The 21,672-nt window shown below is 74.9% G+C and carries 21 protein-coding genes; 7 read left to right on the forward strand and 14 right to left on the reverse strand.

What is annotated here, in order from left to right:
* Nucleotides 1–18: 18 nt before the first annotated feature.
* A complete protein-coding gene (locus tag MY520_RS15315; protein WP_436693164.1) occupies nucleotides 19–1,272 on the reverse strand; it encodes a glutamate-5-semialdehyde dehydrogenase in 1,254 nt (417 codons plus the stop codon).
* A gap of 74 nt (nucleotides 1,273–1,346) precedes the next feature.
* On the opposite strand from MY520_RS15315, the gene MY520_RS15320 reads away from it, so the two are divergent.
* From MY520_RS15320 to MY520_RS15335, 4 genes are read left to right on the forward strand one after another with little or no spacing between them, the layout of a single operon-like run.
* A complete protein-coding gene (locus MY520_RS15320; RefSeq protein WP_436693166.1) occupies nucleotides 1,347–2,273 on the forward strand; it encodes a metal ABC transporter substrate-binding protein in 927 nt (308 codons plus the stop codon).
* Nucleotides 2,270–3,064: a metal ABC transporter ATP-binding protein gene (locus MY520_RS15325; protein ID WP_436693167.1), complete on the forward strand. Its 795-nt coding sequence runs from the start codon at nucleotides 2,270–2,272 to the stop codon at nucleotides 3,062–3,064. Before MY520_RS15320 ends, MY520_RS15325 begins: the two co-directional genes overlap by 4 nt.
* Nucleotide 3,065: 1 nt before the next feature.
* On the forward strand, nucleotides 3,066–4,079 hold the full coding sequence (locus tag MY520_RS15330) for a metal ABC transporter permease (RefSeq protein WP_436693168.1): 1,014 nt from the start codon (nucleotides 3,066–3,068) through the stop codon (nucleotides 4,077–4,079).
* Nucleotides 4,076–4,492: a Fur family transcriptional regulator gene (locus MY520_RS15335; RefSeq protein WP_436693170.1), complete on the forward strand. Its 417-nt coding sequence runs from the start codon at nucleotides 4,076–4,078 to the stop codon at nucleotides 4,490–4,492. Before MY520_RS15330 ends, MY520_RS15335 begins: the two co-directional genes overlap by 4 nt.
* 3 nt (nucleotides 4,493–4,495) lie before the next feature.
* Here MY520_RS15335 and MY520_RS15340 read toward each other — a convergent pair whose 3' ends face one another.
* Nucleotides 4,496–4,942, reverse strand: a complete 447-nt coding sequence (locus MY520_RS15340) for a MarR family winged helix-turn-helix transcriptional regulator (RefSeq protein ID WP_436693172.1) — start codon at nucleotides 4,940–4,942, stop codon at nucleotides 4,496–4,498.
* 71 nt (nucleotides 4,943–5,013) lie between these two features.
* Here MY520_RS15340 and MY520_RS15345 point away from each other — a divergent pair, with 71 nt between their 5' ends.
* Together MY520_RS15345 and MY520_RS15350 are read left to right on the forward strand one after the other, a co-directional pair.
* A complete protein-coding gene (locus tag MY520_RS15345; protein ID WP_436693174.1) occupies nucleotides 5,014–5,658 on the forward strand; it encodes a maleylpyruvate isomerase family mycothiol-dependent enzyme in 645 nt (214 codons plus the stop codon).
* Nucleotides 5,655–5,960 carry a hypothetical protein gene (locus MY520_RS15350; RefSeq protein ID WP_436693176.1) on the forward strand — a complete coding sequence of 102 codons (306 nt, stop codon included), beginning with the start codon at nucleotides 5,655–5,657 and terminating at the stop codon, nucleotides 5,958–5,960. Before MY520_RS15345 ends, MY520_RS15350 begins: the two co-directional genes overlap by 4 nt.
* Nucleotides 5,961–5,963: 3 nt before the next feature.
* Here the strand turns inward: MY520_RS15350 and def are convergent, their stop codons facing one another.
* From def to MY520_RS15410, 12 genes are all read right to left on the reverse strand, one after another.
* Entirely contained in the window at nucleotides 5,964–6,449 is a 486-nt protein-coding gene (def, locus tag MY520_RS15355) for a peptide deformylase (protein ID WP_436693178.1), read from the reverse strand.
* A 12-nt stretch (nucleotides 6,450–6,461) separates the two neighbouring features.
* Nucleotides 6,462–7,595 carry a glutamate 5-kinase gene (gene proB, locus MY520_RS15360; protein ID WP_436693180.1) on the reverse strand — a complete coding sequence of 378 codons (1,134 nt, stop codon included), beginning with the start codon at nucleotides 7,593–7,595 and terminating at the stop codon, nucleotides 6,462–6,464.
* Complete coding sequence (obgE, locus tag MY520_RS15365; protein WP_436693182.1) at nucleotides 7,592–9,079, reverse strand: GTPase ObgE; 1,488 nt, start codon at nucleotides 9,077–9,079, stop codon at nucleotides 7,592–7,594. The genes proB and obgE overlap by 4 nt, the downstream gene beginning before the upstream one ends.
* 183 nt (nucleotides 9,080–9,262) lie before the next feature.
* Nucleotides 9,263–9,520, reverse strand: coding sequence for a 50S ribosomal protein L27 (gene rpmA, locus MY520_RS15370; RefSeq protein ID WP_012947748.1), 258 nt, complete (start codon nucleotides 9,518–9,520; stop codon nucleotides 9,263–9,265).
* 7 nt (nucleotides 9,521–9,527) lie between these two features.
* A complete protein-coding gene (gene rplU, locus MY520_RS15375) occupies nucleotides 9,528–9,839 on the reverse strand; it encodes a 50S ribosomal protein L21 (RefSeq protein WP_436693184.1) in 312 nt (103 codons plus the stop codon).
* Nucleotides 9,840–10,062: 223 nt separating this feature from the next.
* Nucleotides 10,063–13,242, reverse strand: coding sequence for an Rne/Rng family ribonuclease (locus tag MY520_RS15380; RefSeq protein ID WP_436693186.1), 3,180 nt, complete (start codon nucleotides 13,240–13,242; stop codon nucleotides 10,063–10,065).
* 260 nt (nucleotides 13,243–13,502) lie between these two features.
* Nucleotides 13,503–14,270 carry a TIGR03936 family radical SAM-associated protein gene (locus tag MY520_RS15385; protein WP_436693188.1) on the reverse strand — a complete coding sequence of 256 codons (768 nt, stop codon included), beginning with the start codon at nucleotides 14,268–14,270 and terminating at the stop codon, nucleotides 13,503–13,505.
* Nucleotides 14,270–16,198 (reverse strand): TIGR03960 family B12-binding radical SAM protein, encoded by a 1,929-nt coding sequence (locus tag MY520_RS15390; protein ID WP_436693190.1) that lies wholly within the window; start codon nucleotides 16,196–16,198, stop codon nucleotides 14,270–14,272. The genes MY520_RS15385 and MY520_RS15390 overlap by 1 nt, the downstream gene beginning before the upstream one ends.
* A 51-nt stretch (nucleotides 16,199–16,249) precedes the next feature.
* The gene (locus MY520_RS15395) at nucleotides 16,250–16,699 is read right to left on the reverse strand and encodes a hypothetical protein (protein WP_436693192.1); all 450 of its coding nucleotides are present in this window, start codon (nucleotides 16,697–16,699) and stop codon (nucleotides 16,250–16,252) included.
* 50 nt (nucleotides 16,700–16,749) lie between these two features.
* Nucleotides 16,750–17,172 (reverse strand): nucleoside-diphosphate kinase, encoded by a 423-nt coding sequence (gene ndk / locus MY520_RS15400; protein ID WP_436693194.1) that lies wholly within the window; start codon nucleotides 17,170–17,172, stop codon nucleotides 16,750–16,752.
* Between the two features lie 11 nt (nucleotides 17,173–17,183).
* The gene (locus MY520_RS15405; protein ID WP_436693195.1) at nucleotides 17,184–17,618 is read right to left on the reverse strand and encodes a DUF4233 domain-containing protein; all 435 of its coding nucleotides are present in this window, start codon (nucleotides 17,616–17,618) and stop codon (nucleotides 17,184–17,186) included.
* The gene (locus MY520_RS15410; protein ID WP_436693197.1) at nucleotides 17,615–18,988 is read right to left on the reverse strand and encodes a bifunctional folylpolyglutamate synthase/dihydrofolate synthase; all 1,374 of its coding nucleotides are present in this window, start codon (nucleotides 18,986–18,988) and stop codon (nucleotides 17,615–17,617) included. Before MY520_RS15410 ends, MY520_RS15405 begins: the two co-directional genes overlap by 4 nt.
* 42 nt (nucleotides 18,989–19,030) lie before the next feature.
* Between MY520_RS15410 and valS the strand changes: the two genes are divergently transcribed.
* Nucleotides 19,031–21,628 carry a valine--tRNA ligase gene (gene valS / locus MY520_RS15415; RefSeq protein WP_436693199.1) on the forward strand — a complete coding sequence of 866 codons (2,598 nt, stop codon included), beginning with the start codon at nucleotides 19,031–19,033 and terminating at the stop codon, nucleotides 21,626–21,628.
* Nucleotides 21,629–21,672 lie beyond the last annotated feature (44 nt).

The following is a 21,672-nucleotide window of genomic DNA, read 5'->3' on the forward strand; positions in this document are numbered from 1 at the left end:
GGGCGCTGCGACGGCGGGTCAGCGGACGTGACCGCTGCCGGTGACGACGTAGGTGGTGGAGGTCAGCTCCGGCAGGCCCAGCGGCCCGCGGGCGTGCAGCTTCTGGGTCGAGATGCCGATCTCGGCGCCGAACCCGAACTCGCCGCCGTCGGTGAACCGGGTCGAGGCGTTCACCAGCACCGCCGCCGCGTCCACTCCGGCGGTGAACGCGGCGATCGCCGACGCGGAGTCGGCCACGATCGCCTCGGTGTGCCCGGTGCTCCACCGCTCGATGTGGTCCAGGGCAGCGGGCAGGTCGTCGACCACGCGCACCGCCATGTCCATCGACAGGTACTCCGTCGCCCAGTCCTCGTCGGTCGCCGGGACGACCGCGTCGTGCGCGGCCTGCGCCGCGGCGTCCCCGTGCAGCGTCACCCCGGCGTCCACCAGCGCGGACAGCAGCCGCGGCAGGAACGGGACGTCCCGGTGCACGAGCAGCGTCTCGGCGGAGTTGCAGACGCTCACCCGGTGGGTCTTGGCGTTGAGGACGATCGCTTCGGCCATCGCCGGGTCGGCCGAGGCGTCGACGTAGACGTGGCAGTTGCCCTCGCCGGTCTCGATCACCGGCACCCGCGACTCCCGCACCACCCGCTGGATCAGCGAGGCGCCGCCGCGCGGGATGACCACGTCGACCACCCCGCGGGCGTTCAGCAGCTCCCCCACCGAGGCGCGGTCGGCCGGCAGCAGCTCGATCGACCCGGCCGGCAGGCCGGCCTTCTCCGCGGCCTCGGTGAGGACGGCGACCAGCGCGGTGTTGGTGCGGAACGCCGACGCCGACCCCCGCAGCAGCGCCGCGTTGCCGCTCTTGAGGCACAGCCCCGCGGCGTCCACGGTCACGTTCGGCCGCGCCTCGTAGACGATGCCGACCACGCCGAGCGGCACCCGGACCTGCCGCAGCGCCAGCCCGTTGGGCAGCGTCGACCCGCGGACGACGTCGCCGACCGGGTCCGGCAGCGCGACCAGCTGGCGCAGCGCGTCGGCCACCCCCGCCACGCGGGCGGGGTCGAGGCGCAACCGGTCGAGGATCGCGGCGGGCGTGCCGTCGGCCGCGGCGGCCGCCACGTCGGCGGCATTGGCGGCGAGCACCTCGTCGGTGCGCTCGACCAGCGCGTCGGCCATGGCACGCAGCGCGGCGTCCTTGGTGTCGGTGGGCAGGGTGCGCAGCACGCGGGCGGCGGCGCGGGCACGCAGCGCCGCGGCGCCGATCAGCGGCAGGCCGGAGACGTCGGACACGCCCGCGAGGGTACGCGGGCGACGCCGGCCGCCTCCCCCTCGCGCACACGTCGACCTATGCGAGAATGATTCTCATGAACGTCAGGACGGTCGTCACCGTGGCCGCGTCGGCCACCACCCTCGTCCTCTCCGGGTGCGGCGGCTCCGGCCCGGCCGAGGGCGGGGACGGCGTTGCCGTCCTCGCCGGCTTCTACCCGCTGGAGTGGGCCGCTGAGCGCGTCGGCGGCGACCGCGTCGACGTCTCCTCGCTCACCCCGCCCGGCGCCGAGGCCCACGACCTCGAGCTGGCTCCCCAGGACGTCGCCGCGATCGGCGAGGCCGACCTGCTGGTCTACCTCGACGGCTTCCAGCCGGCGCTGGACGAGGCCGCGGAGTCCGAGGCCGCCGACACCGCGTGGGACGCCGGCCAGGCCGCCGACCTCACCGCGGGCGAGCACGCGGCCGACGAGCACGGCCACGAGGACGGCGGCGACGGCGAGCCGGTCGACCCGCACTTCTGGCTCGACCCCGTCCGACTGGCCGCCGTCGGCGACGCGCTCGCCGCGCGCCTGACCGAGCTCGACCCCGACGGCGCGGCCGCCTTCGAGGAGAACGCCGCCGCGCTGCGCGCCGACCTCGAGGCGCTGGACGCCGAGATCCAGGGCGGGCTCGCGACGTGCGCCGTGGACACCCTGGTCACCAGCCACGACGCCTTCGGCTACCTGGCCGGTCGCTACGGCCTGGAGGTCGTGGGCATCAGCGGGCTGAGCCCGTCCCAGGAGCCCGATCCGGCGCAGCTGGCCGAGATCGCCACACTGGTGCGCGAGCGCGGCGTCACGACCGTCTACACCGAGACGCTCGTCGACCCCGCCGTCGCCGAGACCGTCGCCGAGGAGGCCGGGGTGCGGACCGCCGTCCTGGACCCGCTCGAGGGGCTGACCGACGAGTCGTCCGGGGCCGACTACCTCGAGGTCATGCGGGCCAACCTGGCCACCCTGCAGGCGGGACAGTCCTGCTCATGACGACCGCCGCACCCGACGTCCGCCTCCGCGGCGCCAGCATCGGCTACGGCGACGTCGCCGTGGTGCAGGGCGTGGACCTCACCGTGGCGCACGGCGAGGCGGTCGCCGTCCTGGGTTCGAACGGGTCGGGGAAGACCACGCTGGCCCGGGGGGTGCTCGGGCTCGCGGCCGTCCTCGGCGGCGAGGTCGAGGTGCTGGGCGCTCCGGTCGGGCGGCTGCGCGAGCGCGGCCGGATCGGCTACGTGCCGCAGCGGCACACGGTGAGCGGCGCGGTCCCGGCGACCGTCCGCGAGGTGGTCGGCGTCGGGCGGCTGGCCCGGCTGGGGCTGTTCCGGCGGCTGCGCCCGGCCGACCGGGCCGCGGTCGCCGACGCCGTGGCCGCCGTCGGGCTCGCCGACCGGCTGCACGACCCGGTCGCGTCGCTCTCCGGCGGCCAGCAGCGGCGGGTCCTGGTCGCGCGGGCCCTGGCCGCCGAGCCGGAGCTGCTGATCATGGACGAGCCGACCGCCGGCGTGGACGCCGCCAGCCAGGAGGCGCTCGCCGCCGTGCTGGCCGAGGTCTCGGCGCGGGGCACCACCCTGCTGGTCGTCACGCACGAGACCGGGCCACTGGCCGGCGTGCTGTCCCGGGCCGTCGTCGTCGACCACGGCCGGATCGGCTACGACGGACCGCTCGCCGGCGCCGAGCCGCACGCCCACGGCGGGCACCACCACCCCGACGACGCGGGCCAGCCCCCGGCCAAGGGCTACCGCCTCGACCAGCCGCGGGTCACGACCGACGGAGGCCGCTGACGTGGAGATCCTCGAGTACGGCTTCATGCAGCGGGCGCTGCTGGCCTCGCTCATGGTCGGCCTGGTGGCCCCGGCGGTCGGCGTCTTCCTCGTGCAGCGCCGGCTGTCCCTGCTCGGTGACGGCCTGGGCCACGTCGCCCTGACCGGGGTGGCCATCGGCGTGCTGACCTCGACGGCACCGGTGGGGACCGCGCTGGTCGCCGCGGTGCTCGGCGCCGTCCTCATCGAGCTGGTCCGCGCCCGCGGGCGCACCAGCGGGGACGTCGCGCTCGCCGTCCTCTTCTACGGCGGCATCGCCGGCGGCGTGGTGCTGCTCAGCCTCGCCCCGCGCGGCCGGGCGACCAACCTCGAGTCCTACCTCTTCGGCGCGATCACCACGACCAGCACGGCGGACGTCGCGGTCTTCGCCGGGATCACCGTCGTCGTGCTCGCCGTCGTCTGGCTGCTCGGCCAGCGGCTGTACGCCGTGAGCGACGACGAGGAGTACGCCCGCGCGGTGGGCCTGCCGGTGCTCGCGCTCAACATGGTGCTGGCCGCGCTCGTCGCCTCCACGGTCGTGCTCTCGATGCGGGTGGTCGGCCTCCTGCTGATCAGCGCGCTCATGATCGTGCCCAGCGCCGTGGCGCAGCTGCTCGGCCGCAGCTTCCGGCAGACGCTCTACCTGGCCTGCGGCATCGGTCTGGTGGTGAGCGTCGCGGGCACCAGCGCCTCGTACTACACCGGCACCCCGTCCGGCGGGACCATCGTGCTGCTGGCCATCGGGCTCTTCCTCGTGGTGACCGCGGCCGTCGCCGTCCGCGACACCACGGCGCGACGTCGCCACCAGCGGCGCGTCGATGTGCACGCCGCCCACCCGCACGAGCACGGCGAGGGCTGCGGGCACCCGGCGGTGCCGCACGGAGACCACGTGGACTACGACCACGACGGCCACCTGCACGCGCCGCACCGCACCGGCGCCGGCGTGCACTACGACGAGCACGGAGAGCACGCCGCCGATCGGGCCGGCCGGCCGTGACCCGCCCGGAGCCACCCGAGGCGCCGCGCCGGCAGACCCGCCAGCGCAGCGCGGTCCTGGCCCTGCTGGAGGACCTCGACGGCTTCCGCACCGCCCAGGACCTGCACGCCCTGCTGCGGCAGCGGGGCGACGCGGTGGGGCTGGCGACGGTCTACCGGGCGCTGCAGGCCCTGGTGGACGACGGCCTGGTCGACGTGCTCCGCGGCGCCGACGGGGAGGCCGCCTACCGCCGCTGCTCCTCCCCGGTGCACCACCACCACCTCGTCTGCCGGTCGTGCGGACGCACGGTGGAGGTGGCCGACCCGCCGGTGGAGCGGTGGGCCGCCCGGGTCGCCGCCGAGCACGGCTTCGCCGACGTCCAGCACCAGCTCGAGGTCTTCGGCACCTGCTCGGCCTGCACCGCCGACCGGTGAGGCTCAGCGGTACGGGTCGGTGATCTCCCGGAGCCGCTCGAGTGCCGCGCGCAGCGCAGCGGTGGCCTCCTCGCCCAGGTGGACGGTCCACTCGGCCTCCACCTGCGCCTCGACCCGGCGGGCCACCTCCACGACCCGCTGCCCGCGCTCGGCCATCGTCACCAGCCGGGCCCGGCCGTCGGTGGGGTCGGGGACCCGCCGGACGTAGCCGGACCGCTCCAGCTGGTCGACCAGGTGGCCCGCGGTCTGCTTGGTCACCAGCGCCTGCTCGGCCAGGTCGGTGAGCCGCGTGCCCGCCGGCCCGATCCGCGCGGCGATCCGCCCCTGGGCGATGGTGATGTCGTCGAACCCCGCCGCGGCCAGTTCCGCGAGGAGGCGGGCCTCCATGGCCCGGCTCGGGTAGAAGCAGAGCAGGCCGAGGTTCTGCCGCTGGCCGGTCTGCGAGCTCACGATCCCCCTTGACGATGGTCAGGCTCTCGAACGAAAATGGTCAGATCATCGTACCAATCCGGGAGCCCGACATGGACCTCGACGACGTCTGGCGGACCATCGACGCGGAGCGGGCCGGCCTGGCCGACCTGGTCGAGGACCTCTCCCCCGCCGAGTGGGCGACGCCCTCGCTGTGCGACGGCTGGCGGGTCGGTGACGTCGCGGTGCACCTCACCCAGGCGCACATGGGACTGGGGGCGGCACTCGTGGCGGCCGTCCGCGCCCGCGGGAGCTTCGACCGGATGATCAGGGACAGTGCGCTGCGCGCGGCCCCGCTGACGCCCGCCGAGTGCGCCGGGCGGCTGCGGGCGATGGTCGGCTCGCGCCGCATGGCCCCCTTCCTCACGCCGCTGGAGCCGCTGCTCGACGTCCTCGTCCACGGCCAGGACATCGCCCTCCCGCTGGGCCGGACCCGGCCGATGCCCCCGGCCGCCGCCGCCGCGGCGGCGCAGCGGGCGTGGGACGTGCGCTTCCCGTTCCGGGCCCAGCGGCGGCTGGCCGGCCTGCGACTGGCGGCCACCGACACCGGCTGGACGGTCGGTTCCGGCACCCCGGTCGAGGGACCGATCGCCGCGCTGCTGCTGCTGGTCACCGGGCGGGACGCCGCCCTGGACCAGCTCACCGGAGACGGCGTCCGCGATCTGCGGCGCCGCGAGGAGACGAGGAGGACGTCATGACCTGGGGGATGGTCGTCGACGTGCCGGCGCCGGTCGAGGTCTACGACGCCGTGCACGCCGAACTGCTCCGCCGCACCAGCGGCGCCGGCGAGGGCCTGCTGGTCCACCTGGCGCGGGCCACCGGCACGGGGTTCCAGGTGATCGAGGTGTGGGAGTCCAAGGCCGACCACGACCGCTACGAGCGCGAGGTCGTCGGCCCGGTGGTGGCCGAGATGGCCGGCGGTGAGCCGCCCCCGGTCGACGGCGTCACGGAGTTCGAGGTCCGCGGCCTGGTGCTGCCCGGGGCCGGCGTCGCGGTCTGAGCGTCAGACCCGCTCCCGCAGCGCCCGCAGCGCCGCCTTGCGGGCCTCGCCGGCGAGCCGGTCGAGGAAGACCTTGCCGTCGAGGTGGTCGACCTCGTGCTGGAGGGCGCGGGCCAGCAGTCCCGAGCCCGCCATCCGCAGCGGCTCGCCGTGGACGTCGAAGCCCTCGACGACCGCGTGCATCGCGCGCACGGTCGGCGCCCAGATGCCGGGGATGGACAGGCAGCCCTCGTCGCCGTCTTGCGTCTCGTCGGACAGCTCGACGATCCGGGGGTTGACCACGTGCGAGATGACGCCCTCGACGTTGAGCGAGAACACCCGCGCGCTGACACCGATCTGCGGGGCCGCAAGCCCGGCCCGGCCCGGGTGGTCGACGGTCTCCTCGAGGTCGCGGACCAGCGCGGCCAGCTCCTTGTCGAAGGCGCGCACCTCGTCGGTCGGAGTGCGCAGGACCGGGTCGCCGAGCTCGCGGATGGGGCGGATCGTCACGGCCGCAGTGTCTCAGCCGCCGGTCGGGGCCCGGACGGGCCGGGGACCGACCAGCACCATCTCGTCGCGGTGCACGACCTCGCGCCGGTACTCGGGCTCCAGCTCGCGGGTCTTGCGGCCGAACAGCGCCGGCAGCTCCCGGGCGTCGTAGGCGACCAGGCCCCGGGCGACGACCATGCCGTCCGGGCCGACCAGCTCCACCGGGTCGTCGGCGAGGAAGTCGCCGACCGCCCCGGTGATGCCGGCGGCCAGCAGCGAGGCGTTCCGCTCGCGCACGGCCCGCACCGCCCCCTCGTCGAGCACGAGCCGGCCCCGCGGGCGGCTGGCGTAGCGCAGCCAGAACTGGCGGGCACCGGGCCGCCGGCCCATCGGCGTGAACAGCGTGCCGACCCGCTCCCCGGCCAGGGCCGCGGCGGCCTGCGCCGTGGAGGTGACGATGACGGGCACCCCGGCGTGGGCGGCGATCAGCGCCGCCTCCACCTTCGTGGCCATCCCGCCGGTGCCGACGCCGTTGCGCCGGGCCGACCCGAGGGTGACCGCGGCGAGGTCGTCGGCGCTCCGGACGGTGTCGATCAGCTGGGCCGGCCCGGACCGCGGGTCGCCGTCGTAGACCCCGTCGACGTCGGAGAGCAGCAGCAGCGCGTCGGCCTGCGCCACGTGCGCCACGAGCGCGGCCAGCCGGTCGTTGTCACCGAAGCGGATCTCCTCGGTGGCCACCGTGTCGTTCTCGTTGACGATCGGCAGCACGCCGAGACTCAGCAGCCGCTCCACCGTCCGGTGCGCGTTGCGGTAGTGGCTGCGCCGGGTGAGGTCGTCGGCGGTGAGCAGCACCTGCCCGACGGTCACCTGGTGCCGGGAGAAGGCGTCGGCGTAGGTCTGGACCAGACGCAGCTGGCCGACGCTGGCGGCGGCCTGGGCGGTGGCGAGGTCCCGCGGCCGGCCGTCGATGCCCAGCGGCGCGAGGCCGGCGGCGATCGCCCCGGAGGAGACCAGCACGACCTCCCGGCCCCCGGTCCGCGCGGCCCCGAGGACGTCGACCAGCGCGACCAGCCGGGCGTGGTCCAGGCCCCCGGGGAGTGTGGTCAGCGACGACGAGCCGACCTTGACCACGACCCGGCGGGCGCCGGCGATCTCCGGGCGGATCACGGCTCGTCGTCCTCCGGGATGTCCTCGTCGGTCCAGGTCTCGGTGAGCTCGTAGGGCACCCGGCGGGCCTTCTTGGCCGCCAGCCGCTCCTCGGCGCGCACCCGGTGCGGGGCGTCGATCCGCGCGTCCGTGCCGCGGCCGCCGAGGCCGGCGGTCTCCTCGACGGTGAGCGTGCCGGCCGGCAGGGTCGGCACGAAGTCGAAGGTGACCTCGCCGATGGTGACCGCGTCGCCCTCCCGCGCACCCTTCTTGGCCAGCTCCTCCTCGACGCCGAGCCGGTTGAGCCGGTCGGCGAGGAAGCCGACGGCCTCGTCGTTGGTGAAGTCGGTCTGCCGGACCCAGCGCTCCGGCTTCACGCCCCGGACGACGAACGCCTCCTCGTCCTGCGCGTCGCGCTCGACGGTGAAGCCGGAGTCGTCGACCGCCCGCGGCGTGAGGGTGATCCGCACCGGCTCGGGCGCGGGCAGCGCGGCGCGGTGCTGCTCGACCGCCTCGGCCAGCGCGAAGCCGAACTCGCGCAGCCCCTCGCCGGTGGCCGCGCTGACCGCGAAGACCTGCAGGCCGCGCTCCTCCAGCGTGGCGCGGACCAGGTCCACCAGCTCCCGGGCGTCCGGGACGTCGATCTTGTTGAGGACGGCGATCCGCAGCCGGCTCACCAGGTCGATCTCCTCGCCGCTGTACTCGGCGAGCTCGTGCTCCAGCGCCTCGATGTCGCTCTCCGGGTCACGGCCGGGCTCCATCGTCGCCATGTCGACCACGTGCACCAGGACGGCGCAGCGCTCGATGTGGCGGAGGAACTCCAGGCCGAGCCCCTTGCCGGTGGACGCGCCGGGGATCAGCCCGGGGACGTCGGCCATCGTGAAGGCGACGTCGCCGGCCCGGATCACGCCGAGGTTGGGCACCAGCGTGGTGAACGGGTAGTCGGCGATCTTCGGCCGCGCCGCGGACATGGCGGCGATCAGCGAGGACTTCCCGGCCGACGGGAAGCCGACCAGCCCGACGTCGGCGATGCTCTTGAGCTCGATGACGGCGTCCAGCGCCTCGCCCGGCTCGCCCAGGAGCGCGAACCCGGGGGCCTTGCGGCGGGCGTTGGCCAGCGCGGCGTTGCCCAGCCCGCCCCTGCCGCCGTGGGCCAGGACGACGCGGGTGCCGGCACCGACGAGGTCGGCGACGACCCGGCCGTCGGGGGTGCTCACCACGGTGCCGGCGGGAACCCGCAGGACGCGGTCCTCACCCCGGGCGCCGTGCCGGTTGTTGCCCTCGCCGGGGCGGCCGTTGCCGGCCTTCTGGTGGGGGCGGTGGTGGAAGTCCAGCAGGGTGTGCACGCTGGGGTCGACCTCGAGGACGACGTTGCCGCCGTCCCCGCCGTTGCCCCCGTCGGGGCCACCCAGCGGCTTGAACTTCTCGCGGTGGACCGATGCCACCCCGTGGCCACCGTTGCCGGCAGCCACATGAACGACCACGCGGTCGACGAAAGCGGCCATGTCAGCTGGCGGACCGGGTCCGCGCCGCCTCCTGCTTCTTGTCTGTCAAGCGCCACGAGCGCACGGGCCGGTGGCCCGTGCGCTCGTGCGCGGTGGATTGTGCTGCGGCTCCGTCGCGGGCCGCGGCCGGCCCCCTGCAGGGACCCGCCGCGAGCCCGCGAGCGGTGGGGGGCAGGGGGCTTCTCAGGCCTCGACGGCGGAGATGGAGACGGTCTTGCGACCCCGCCGCGTGCCGAAGGTGACCGCGCCCGGCTGCAGGGCGAAGAGCGTGTCGTCGCCGCCGCGGCCGACGCCGAGACCCGGGTGGAAGTGCGTGCCGCGCTGGCGCACGATGATCTCGCCGGCCTTCACGACCTGGCCACCGAAGCGCTTGACGCCGAGGCGCTGCGCGTTCGAGTCGCGGCCGTTGCGGGACGACGAGGCGCCCTTCTTGTGTGCCATGTCGGCGTCAGCCCTTCGTGATGTCGCGGACCACGACGTCGGTGAGGGGCTGACGGTGCCCCTGACGCTTGTGGTAGCCGGTCTTGTTCTTGAACTTGTGGATGCGGATCTTCGGGCCCTTGCCGTGGCCGACGATCTCGCCGGTCACGGTCACGCCTGCGAGCGCCTGCACGTCACTGGTGACGGTGTCCCCGTCGACCAGGAGCAGGGCCGGGAGGGTGACGGTGTCGCCCGCCTCACCCACGAGACGGTTGACCGTGAACCGGTCGCCCACGGCCACCTTGTGCTGCCGGCCACCGGCCTTCACGACTGCGTACACCACTGAACTCCTCGATCGCTTCTCGCTGCCCTGCGTGCACCCCCGGCGTCGGGCGCCGGGTGCTGGACGGGCTGCCCGCCTGCCAGGGGACACCGTGCGGTGCCCGGCCCGTGGCGGTGCAACCCGACCAGCGTACCCGAGCGACCGGGACCCGGTCGAACCGGGGCGGCCCCCTCCCGGGCCCCGCCCCGAGCCTGCGAGGGGTGGGGAGGAGGGGGTCCTTCTAGGAGGCCGGCGGACCGGCCGGCCGGCTGGCTGCCCGGCGGCGACGCGGGCGGGTGACCGGCGCGGCGCTGCCGACTGCGTCGAAGGTCACCGGCGAGGCCTCCTCGACCGGCGTCTCGTCGGCCACCTCGTCCATCGGACCCGGGTCGTCGGGGCCGGCTCCGAACGGGACGTCCTCGTCGCCGGACCCGGCGCGGGCCGCCGATCCCGGCGCCGCCTCGGGTGCCGGGGCGACGGGAGCCGGCGCGGGCTGTTCGACGGGCGCCGCCGCGGGCTCGGGCTCCGGCGCCTTCTCGGGTGTCACCGCGTCGGGCTGGTCGGGCTCGACGACGGCGATCTCCTCGGACTCCTCGGGTCCGCCGACCGCGTCGGCGGTCTCGGGGGCGTCGTCCTCGTCCTCGACCGGGATCTCGGCCAGGGCCTCGACCGGCGACACGGCGCCGCCGGCCGCGGTGAGCACGGCGGCGTCCTCGGCGGCCCGCTCCTCACCGGACTGGCCGCGGTTGCGGCGGCCCCGGCCCCGGCGGCTACCGGAGCGCCCGCCCTCGCCCTCGCCGTCCGGGCTGCTGACCGCGGGCGCCTCCGCCGCGACGGCGACGGCCTCCTTCGGCTCGGCGTCCTTCTGGCCGCCGTCCTTGGCACCGTTGTCCCGGCTCCGGTCACGCCCCTGGTCGCGGCGGCCGTTGCCGCCGCCGGCGCCGGCCACGGCAGCCGGGCCGTTGCCGCTGCGTCGGCGCTCGTCGACCGGGTCGGTGTGCACGAGGACGCCCCGGCCGCGGCAGTGCTCGCACGGCTCGGAGAAGACCTCGAGCAGGCCCTGGCCGACCCGCTTGCGGGTCATCTGCACCAGGCCCAGCGAGGTGACCTCGGCGACCTGGTGCTTGGTGCGGTCGCGGCCGAGGCACTCGGTCAGCCGGCGCAGCACCAGGTCGCGGTTGCTCTCGAGCACCATGTCGATGAAGTCGATGACGATGATGCCGCCGATGTCGCGCAGCCGGAGCTGGCGGACGATCTCCTCGGCCGCCTCCATGTTGTTGCGCGTGACGGTCTGCTCGAGGTTGCCACCCGAGCCGGTGAACTTGCCGGTGTTGACGTCGACGACGGTCATCGCCTCGGTGCGGTCGATGACCAGCGAGCCGCCCGACGGCAGCCACACCTTGCGGTCCAGCGCCTTGGCCAGCTGCTCGTCGATCCGGAGGTCCCGGAAGACGTCGCTCTCGCCGGTGTGGCGGGTCAGCCGCCCGGTCAGCTCCGGGGAGACGTGCGCGACGTAGGCCTCGACGGTGTCCCAGGCGTCGTCGCCCTGGACGACGAGGTCCTTGAAGTCCTCGTTGAAGACGTCGCGGATCACCCGGATGGCGAGGTCGGGCTCCCCGTACAGCAGCGACGGGGCGTTGGTGGAGGACTCGGCCTTCTTCTGGATGACGTCCCACTGCGCCTGCAGGCGGGCGACGTCGCGGGTCAGCTCCTCCTCCGACGCGCCCTCGGCCGCGGTGCGGATGATGACACCGGCGTCCTCGGGGACGATCTTCTTGAGGATGTCCTTGAGCCGCTGCCGCTCGGTGTCGGGCAGCTTGCGGCTGATGCCGGTCATCGAGCCGCCGGGCACGTAGACCAGGAACCGGCCGGGCAGGTTGATCTGCTGGGTGAGCCGGGCGCCCTTGTGCCCGATCGGGTCCTTGGTGACCTGCACCAGCACCTTGTCGCCGGACTTCAGCGCCTGCTCGATCGAGCGCTGCTTGCCCGACAGCCCGGCGGCGTCCCAGTTGACCTCGCCGGCGTACAGGACGGCGTTGCGCCCCTTGCCGATGTCGACGAACGCCGCCTCCATGCTGGGCAGCACGTTCTGCACCCGGCCCAGGTAGACGTTGCCGGCGAAGGACGTCGCCTGCGCCTGCGTCACGTAGTGCTCGACCAGCACGTCGTCCTCGAGGACGGCGATCTGCGTGCGCTCGCCGCGCTGGCGGATGACCATCTTGCGGTCGACGGCCTCGCGGCGGGCGAGGAACTCGGCCTCGCTGAGGATGGGCACGCGGCGCCGCCCGCTGTCCCGCCCGTCCCGGCGACGCTGCCGCTTGGCCTCCAGCCGGGTGGAGCCGGCGACCCCGCGGACGTCGTCGTCGCTGGTGGTGCGGCCGTTGCGGCCGGCCCGCTCCGGGCGGTCGTCGTCGGCCTCGGCGGGAAGGTCGTCCTCGCCGGTGGTCCCCCGGCGGCGGCGCCGGCGACGGCGGCGGGTGCTGGAGCCGCCCTCGGCCTCGTCGCCCTCGGCGGTGTCCTCGCCGGTGTCGGCGTCGCCGTCGCCGTCGGTCTCGTCCTCGTCGGAGTCCTCGGCGCCCTGCTCGTCGCCGGCCTCGTCCTCGGCGCCCTCGTCGGCGTCCTCGGTGTCGGCGGCGTCCTCGCCGGTGCGGCCCCGGCCGCGCCCGCGGCGGCCACGCCGCCGGCGCCGGCTGCCGGCGGCGCCGCCCTCGTCGCGGTCCTCGGCGTCGCCCTCGGTGTCGGCGTCGTCCTCGTCGGTGTCGACGTCCTCGACGGCAGCGGTCGGCTCGTCACCGGTCACGGAGCGACGGCGGGAGCGGCCGCGCCGGGAGCGGGGCGCCGGGGTCTCCTCGTCGTCGAGGTCCTCGGCCGGCTCGGCCTCGGTCTCCTCGGCGACGGGCGTCTCGGCCGCCGGGCGGCGGCTGCGGCGACGGGTGATCGGCGGGGCCTCGGCCTCGGCCGGCGCCACGAAGCTCACGAAGGCCGGGATGGCCGGGGCGGCCGCCGGCGGTGCGGCGTACGCGTCGGGGTCGGCGGCACCGGCCGGCCGGGTGGCCCGCCGGCGGGGCCGGGCGATGACCGCGGTCGGCTCCGGGGAGCTGAACTGGGCGCCGAACGGGGAGACCGGGCGCTCCTCCAGCTCGGCCTCCGGCTCCGGCAACGGCTCGGGCGCCGTCAGCGCCGGCTGGGGCTCGGGCGCCGTCAGCGCCGGCTCGGGCTCGGGCGCCGCGGGCGCCGCCAGCGCCGCCTCGGGCTCCGGCTCGTCGTCGGCCGTCCCGGCCTCGAGGTCCTCCTGCAGGTCCTCGGGCTGGACCGCCGGGTCCGGGGCCTCCCCGATCTGCTCCGCGCCGAAGGCCGGCGGGGCTTCCTCCTCGGCGCCTTCGGCGGCGGCGGGGATGGTGTCGTCTGTCTGGTCGGCCACGAGGGCTCGCCTCCTGTGTGGTGCTCCCGGGCGCCGATCCGGAGGACTGGCGACCGCGCAGGAGCACGGGTTGGGCGGGTCGGATGCCGCGCCGGGTATCGGCGGCAGTGCCCGACTCGCGAAGTCTGTGGGCCGGCTCCCGCGCGGCGGTTGCCGCGGCCGGGAGCCGGGTGGAGCTGGTCTTCGGTGCTGCGAGATCTCGGGGTGCGTCGCGCCTGGCAGCCGCGCCGCTCGACGTCGCGCGGCGCCGGCCCCACCGGTCAGACCGCCGCGTGCTCCCCCTGGCAGCGGGTGCTCGCTGCACGGTCCGGTCCGAGCGGGTCGGTCACGCTCCCGCTGTCGTCGAGCCGGCCCTGCGCCTCACGCACGGCCCGAGGGGGCGACGGCGGGCGCAGGTCGGCGACGGCAGCCAGAGCGGCCAACACGTCATCGGGTCGAACGGCGGGCGTCACCTGCCGGACGACCATGGTCAGTATGGCACAACCTGCTGTGCCGGCCGCCGCTGCGACGGCCACGGGACCCCGCGCGTCGACGTCCCGCAGGCCGTTCTTGGTCCGCTTGGCGACGGTCACCTCGGGCCTGGCCAGGAAGGCGTCGACGGCGGCGGCGAGCTCCGCCGGCGCCACGCCGGGCAGTTCGACACGCCAGCGCGCGGCGTCGATCCGGTCGGCGAGCGAGCCGCCGCCCTCGGTGGCCTCGACGCACTCCAGGACGTCGACCCCCGGGGGCAGCGACGCGTCGAGTGCGGCGCGCACCTGCTCGGGGTCGCAGCGCTCGGCCAGCCCGATCTCCAGGTACTCGGCCTCGCTGGCCGCGCCGGTGGGGGCCGCACCGACGTAGGAGATCTTCGGGTGCGGGCTGAAGCCGGCGGAGAACGCCATCGGCACCCGGGCGCGGCGCAGGGCCCGCTCGAGCGCGCGGGCGAGGTCCCGGTGCGAGGCGAACCGCAGGGGGCCGCGCTTGGCGTACCGCAGCCGCAGCCGCTGCACCGTCGGCGGCGGGGGCGGCCCCTCGGGCTGGCGGGCCACTAGCGGCCGACGACCGTGAGCGGCAGCAGGCTGCGCCCGGTCGGCCCGATCTGGATCTCGGTGCCGTTGGTCGGGCAGACGCCGCAGTCGTAGCAGGGCGTCCACCGGCAGTCGGCGACCTCCTCCTCCGACAGCGCCTCCTGCCAGTCGTCCCAGAGCCACTCCTTGTCCAGCCCGGAGTCCAGGTGGTCCCAGGGCAGGACCTCCTCCTGGGTGCGCTCGCGGGTGGTGAACCAGTCGAGGTCGACCCCGAGGGGCACCAGCTCCGCGGCGGCCGCGGCGGTCCAGCGCTCGTAGGAGAAGTGCTCGCTCCAGCCGTCGAACTTCCCGCCCTCGCGCCAGACCCGCTCGATGACCCGGCCCACCCGGCGGTCGCCGCGGGAGAGCAGGCCCTCCACCACGCCGGGCTGGCCGTCGTGGTAGCGCAGCCCGATGGACCGGCCGATGCGGCGGTCGCTGTTGATCGCCTGCCGGAGGAGCTTCAGCCGGGCGTCGATCGTCTCCGCGCTGGCCTGCCCCGCCCACTGGAAGGGCGTGTGCGGCTTGGGCACGAAGCCGCCGATCGACACCGTGCAGCGCACGTCCCTGGACCCGCTGGCCTCCCGCCCGGCGCGGATCACCTCGACCGCCAGCTCGGCGATCTCCAGCACGTCCTCGTCGGTCTCGGTCGGCAGACCGCACATGAAGTAGAGCTTCACCTGCCGCCACCCGTTGGCGTAGGCGGTGCTGACGGTGCGGACCAGGTCGTCCTTGGACACCGTCTTGTTGATCACCCGGCGGATCCGCTCGCTGCCGCCCTCGGGGGCGAAGGTGAGGCCGGAGCGCCGTCCGTTGCGGGACAGCTCGTTGGCCAGGGTGACGTTGAAGGCGTCCACGCGCGTCGACGGCAGCGACAGCCCGGTGTTGGTGCCCTCGTAGCGGTCGGCGAGCTCCTTGGCCAGCTGGCCGATCTCGGAGTGGTCGGCGCTGGACAGCGAGAGCAGCCCGACCTCCTCGTAGCCGGTGGCCCGCAGGCCCTGGTCGACCATCGAGCCGATCCCGGTGATCGTCCGCTCGCGGACCGGGCGGGTGATCATGCCCGCCTGGCAGAACCGGCAGCCCCGGGTGCAGCCGCGGAAGATCTCCACGCTCATCCGCTCGTGCACCGACTCCGCCAGCGGCACCAGCGGCTGCTTGGGGTAGGGCCACTCGTCGAGGTCCATGACGGTGCGCTTGCCGACCCGCGCCGGGACGTCGTCCCGCGTCCGCGTCACCGCGGCGATGGCGCCGTCCGGCCGGTAGGACACCGCATAGAAGCGCGGCACGTAGACGCCGTCCACCCGGGCCAGGCGGGCCTGCAGCTCGACCCGGCCACCGGGCCGGCCCTGCCCCTTCCACGCGGCGACCACGTCGGTGATGTCGCCGACGACCTGCTCGCCGTCGCCGAGAACGGCGCAGTCGACGAAGTCGGCGATCGGCTCGGGGTTGAACGCCGCGTGCCCGCCGGCGACCACGACCGGGTGCGTCTCGTCGCGGTCGACCGCGTGCAGCGGGACGCCGGCGAGGTCGAGGGCCTCGAGCAGGTTGGTGTAGCCGAGCTCGGTGGCGAAGCTGACGCCGAGCAGGTCGAAGTCGACGACGGCGCGGTGCGCGTCGACGGTGAACTGGGGGACGCCGGCCTCGCGCATCAGGCCGGCGAGGTCGGGCCAGACGGCGTAGGTGCGCTCGGCGAGGGCGTCCGGCCGCTCGTTGAGCACCTCGTACAGGATCATCAGGCCCTGGTTGGGCAGGCCGACCTCGTAGGCGTCGGGGTACATGAGCGCCCAGTGGACGGCGACGTCGTCCCACGCCTTGACCTGCGCGTTGAGCTCACCACCGACGTACTGGATCGGCTTCTGCACCTGAGCGAGGAGCGGTTCGAGGCGGGGGTAGAGCGAGGTCCCAGTCATGACCCGTCCAGGGTAGACGGCTCCCCCAGGGCCGAAGTGGCCACTTCGGCCCTAGGAGACCCGCACGTAGGACAGGTCGAAGTCCGGTTGCCAGTCCTGGCCGGGGTGCCTGATCTCCCAGCGGCCGCGGATCGTCCCGCCGTCGTCGCCGAACTCGCCGGTGTAGCGCTGCGCGAACTCCAGCGGGCTGAAGTCGGCCTCCTCCCGGCGGAGCGTCCAGATCCGCCCGTCGAAGGTCATGGCGTACAGCCGCACCACCCCGCGGGAGTCGAAGTAGTGCTGGAGGTAGCCCTCACCCTCGGGGGCGGCCGCGACGACGCACAGGCCGTCCGGTGCCTCCGGGACGTCGACCTCCGAGCGCTCCACGAGGAACCGTCCGCCGAGCGCCCACTCGAACACCGCCCGTGCCCGGACGGCGTCCGGTGGGGCGAGGGAGGTCTCCAGCCGCCACTCCCCCACGAACGGTTCGAGCAGGGCCATGCGGTCGCCGTCGTCGGTCATGCGGTGGGGACTGCCGGGCCGCGACCGACTCATCGGTCGCGGCCACCGGATCAGGAGAGCGTCGGGAAGAACAGGCCGATCTCGCGCGCGGCGGACTCGTCGGAGTCCGAGCCGTGGACGATGTTGTTCTGCACCTCGAGGGCGAAGTCGCCGCGGATCGTGCCGGGCCCGGCCTTCACCGGGTCGGTGGCGCCGGCCAGCGCGCGGAACGCCTCGACCGCGCGCGGCCCCTCGGCGACGAGTGCCAGCAGCGGCCCGCCGGTGATGAACTCGACCAGAGAGCCGAAGAACGGCTTCTCGCGGTGCTCGCCGTAGTGCTCCTCGGCGACCTCACGGGTCAACGTGCGCAGCTCGGCGGCGACCAGGCGCAGGCCCTTGGCCTCCAGGCGCGAGATCACCTCGCCGACCAGGCCGCGGGCGACGCCGTCGGGCTTGACGAGGACGAGGGTGCGGGCGGGAGTGGCTTCAGACACGAGCGCGCAGCCTACGCGGCGGGGTCGCCGTCCTCCCGGGGAGCGGCCTCACGGGGATCGAGCTCGCGGTGGTCGGGCTCGCTGAGCTCGGGCTCGCGGAACGGCGAGCCGAGCAGCTCCTTGCGGATCTGCAGCAGGTAGAGCCAGATCAGCACGAAGGCGCCGGCGACGAACCACATGACGCCGTTGAGCAGTCCGGTGGCCAGCAGCGGCACCTGCAGCACCGTGCCGACGAGCACGCCCTGCGGACGGCGCTGCACGCCCGCGGCCAGGATGAGCAGGACCGACAGCACGAGCAGCGCGGTGAGCCGGCCGCCGGTCAGGCCGTCCCCGGTCTGCGCGATGCCGCGCGGGACGAAGAGGACGGCGATCCCCTCCAGCAGCAGGATCGCGGCGGCGGCCCCCCGCAGCGCCCGGGCGGCGCGCTGCGGATCGGGAGCGGTCACGGCCGGCCGCCCATCAGGGTGCGGGCCTCCCCCGCGGTGATCACGCTGCCGGTGACCAGCACGCCGGAGCCCCCGAGGGCGTCGTCGGGGCCGGCCTCGGCCAGCTCGATCGCCTCGGTGAGGGCCTCGGGCAGCCGCGGCGAGACGCTGACCCGGTCGGCGCCGAAGACGTCGACGGCCAGGGCGCCCAGCTCGTCGGCCGGCATCGCCCGCGGCGAGCTGTTCTGGGTGACCACGAGCTCGGCGCAGACCTCCTCCAGGGCGGCGAGCATCCCGGCGACGTCCTTGCCGCGGACGGCGCCGACCACCCCGACCAGCCGGGTGAAGTCGAAGGACTCGCGGATCGCCTCCACCGTCGCGGCCATGCCGGCCGGGTTGTGCGCGGCGTCCACGAGCACGGTCGGGCTGGTCCGCAGCCGCTCGAGCCGGCCGGGGGAACGGACGGCGGCGAAGGCGGCCCGCACCGTCTCGACGTCGATCGGGCCGGTCGCCGCGCCGGCGCCGAGGAACGCCTCGACCGCGGCCAGCGCGGTCGCGGCGTTCTGCGCCTGGTGCGCACCGAACAGGGGCAGGAAGACGTCCGCGTACTCGCCGCCGAGCCCCTGCAGCCGCAGCTGCTGGCCACCGACGGCGACCGCGCGCTGCAGGACGCCGAACTCGGTGCCCTCGCGGGCGACCACGGCCTCGACCTCGACCGCCCGCCGGACGAGCGCGTCCAGCGCCCCGGGCTGCTGGCGGGCCAGCACCGCGATCGAGTCGGGCTTGATGATCCCGGCCTTCTCGCCGGCGATGGTGGCGACGTCCGGGCCCAGGTACTCGGCGTGGTCCAGCGCCACCGGGGTGACGACGGCGACGCGGGCGTCGACGACGGTGGTGGCGTCCCACGTCCCGCCCATGCCCACCTCCACGACGGCGACGTCCACCGGCGTCTCGGCGAAGGTCGCGTACGCCATGCCGACCATCACCTCGAAGAAGCTCATCGGGTGCTCGCCGGCGGTGTCGACCATCTGCACGTACGGGGCGATGTCGTCGAAGGTCTCGACGAAGCGCTCGGCGCTCACCGGCTCGCCGTCGAGCACGATCCGCTCGCGCACCGACTGCAGGTGCGGGCTGGTGAAGCGGCCCACCCGGAGTCCGAAGCCGCGCAGCAGCTCGTCGACCATGCGCGCCGTCGTCGTCTTGCCGTTGGTGCCGGCGACCTGGATGACCGGCATCGCGCGGTGCGGGTTGCCGAGCAGGTCGACGAGGGCGGAGATGCGGCCGAGCGACGGCTCCAGCCGGCTCTCCGGCCAGCGTGCGAGCAGGGCCTTCTCGACCCGGGCGAGCTCGGGGTCCTCGGGTGTCCGACCGTCCGGACCGGTGCTGCTCATCCTGCCCAGGATGCCAGCCGCGGACTTCCTAGGATGAGGGACATGGTTCCCGACACCGCGACCTCGGACACCCCTGCCCAGGGAGCCTCCGTCGGCGTACCGGACAAGCCGTCGCTGGACGGGCTCGAGGACAAGTGGGCGGCCCGCTGGGCGACCGAGGACACCTACGCCTTCGACCGACCCGCGGCGCTGGCCGCGCCGCGCGAGCGGACGTTCTCGATCGACACCCCCCCGCCGACGGCCAGCGGCTCGCTGCACGTCGGCCACGTGTTCAGCTACACCCACACCGACTTCGTCGCCCGCTACCAGCGCATGCGCGGCCGGCACGTCTTCTACCCCATGGGCTGGGACGACAACGGGCTGCCGACCGAGCGCCGCGTGCAGAACTACTACGGCGTCCGCTGCGACCCGTCGCTGCACTACCAGCCGGGTTTCGAGCCGCCGGCCAAGCCGGGCAAGGACCAGCAGCCGGTGTCCCGCCGCAACTTCGTCGAGCTGTGCATGCGGCTGACCGAGGAGGACGAGCGCGCCTTCGAGCAGCTGTGGCGGCGCGTCGGCCTGTCGGTGGACTGGTCGAACGTCTACCGGACGATCTCGGAGTCCTCGCGGGCGACCGCGCAGCGGATGTTCCTGCACAACCTCGCCCGCGGGGAGGCCTACGCCCAGGAGGCGCCGACCCTCTGGGACGTCACCTTCCGGACGGCGGTCGCCCAGGCCGAGCTCGAGGACCGCGAGCGCCCCGGCGCCTACCACCGGATCTCCTTCTCCGGCCCCGAGGGCCCGGTCTTCATCGAGACCACCCGCCCGGAGCTGCTGCCGGCCTGCGTCGCGCTGGTCGCGCACCCCGACGACGAGCGCTACCGGCCGCTGTTCGGCCGGACGGTGCGGACGCCGGTCTTCGACGTCGAGGTGCCGGTGGTCGCGCACCGCCTCGCCGAGCCGGACAAGGGCTCGGGCATCGCGATGATCTGCACCTTCGGCGACCTCAACGACGTCACCTGGTGGCGGGAGCTGCAGCTGCCCACCCGCGCGGTCATCGGCTGGGACGGCCGGCTGGTGGCCGACCCGCCGTCGGGGCTGTCGTCGGACGGCGCGACCTCGGCCTACGGCGAGCTGGCCGGCAAGACCGCGCACGCGGCCCGCGAGCGGATGGTCGAGCTGCTGCGGGACTCCGGCGACCTACACGGCGACCCGACGCCGATCACGCACCCGGTCAAGTTCTACGAGAAGGGTGACCGGCCGCTGGAGATCGTCACCACGCGGCAGTGGTACATCCGCAACGGCGGGCGGGACGAAGAGCTGCGGAGCGCGCTGGTCGCCCGCGGCCGGGAGATCCAGTGGATCCCGGAGCACATGCGGTACCGGTACGAGAACTGGGTCGAGGGGCTCAACGGCGACTGGCTGATCAGCCGCCAGCGGTTCTTCGGCGTCCCCTTCCCGGTCTGGTACCGCCTCGACGGCGAGGGCGAGCCCGACTACGCCGACCCGATCGTGGCGCCCGACTCGGCGCTGCCGGTGGACCCGTCGTCCGACGTCCCGGAGGGCTTCACCGAGGAGCAGCGGGGCGTCCCGGGCGGGTTCATGGCCGACCCCGACGTCATGGACACCTGGGCGACGTCGTCGCTGTCCCCGCAGGTGGCCTCGGGCTGGGACACCGACCCCGAGCTGTTCGCGCACGTCTTCCCGATGGACCTGCGCCCGCAGGGGCACGACATCATCCGGACCTGGCTGTTCTCGACCGTCGTCCGCGCGCACTACGAGTTCGGCACCGTGCCGTGGACGCACGCGGCGATCTCCGGCTTCGTCGTCGACCCCGACCGCAAGAAGATGTCGAAGTCGAAGGGCAACGTCGTCACGCCGATCGACGTGCTCGAGCGCTACGGCACCGACGCGGTGCGCTGGCGGGCGGCGGGCGCCCGGCCGGGTGCGGACTCGCCGTTCGACGAGGCGCAGATGAAGGTCGGCCGCCGGCTGGCCATCAAGATCCTCAACGTCGGCAAGTTCGTGCTGGGGCTCGGCGCGTCGGCGGGGCTGTCGGCCGAGCAGGTCACCGAGCCGATCGACCTCGGGCTGCTGGCCGGGCTGGCCGCGGTGGTCGAGGAGGCGACGGCGGCGCTGGAGGCCTACAACTACACCCGCGCGCTCGAGGTGACCGAGGCCTTCTTCTGGCAGTTCTGCGACGACTACGTGGAGCTGGTGAAGTCCCGGGCCTACGGCTCGGACGACGCCGCGCGCTCCGCCCAGGCCACGCTGGCGCTCGCGCTGTCGGTGCAGCTGCGGCTGTTCGCCCCGGTGCTGCCGTTCGTCACCGAGGAGGTCTGGTCGTGGTGGCAGGCCGGGTCGGTGCACCGCGCGTCGTGGCCGGAGACGGCCGAGCTGCCCGCGGGCGGGGACCCGGCGGTGGTGACGGTGGTGGCCGCGGCGCTGGCCGGGGTCCGCAAGGCCAAGTCCGACGCCAAGCAGTCGATGCGGGCCGACGTCGAGTCGGCGACCGTCACCGCGCCGGCCGAGCAGGTGGCGCTGGTCGAGGCGGCCCGCCGCGACCTGGTCGAGGCCGGCCGGATCGCCGCGCTGGAGATCGTCGCCGGCGAGGGCCCGCTGTCGGTCGACGTCACCCTCGCCCCGCCCGCGGAGGCCTGACCCCGAGGTGACCGTGTGCGCTGATGGGCAGGTTCCGCCAGGTT

Source organism: Geodermatophilus sp. CPCC 205506, assembly GCF_051383635.1.
Classification (GTDB): domain Bacteria; phylum Actinomycetota; class Actinomycetes; order Mycobacteriales; family Geodermatophilaceae; genus Geodermatophilus.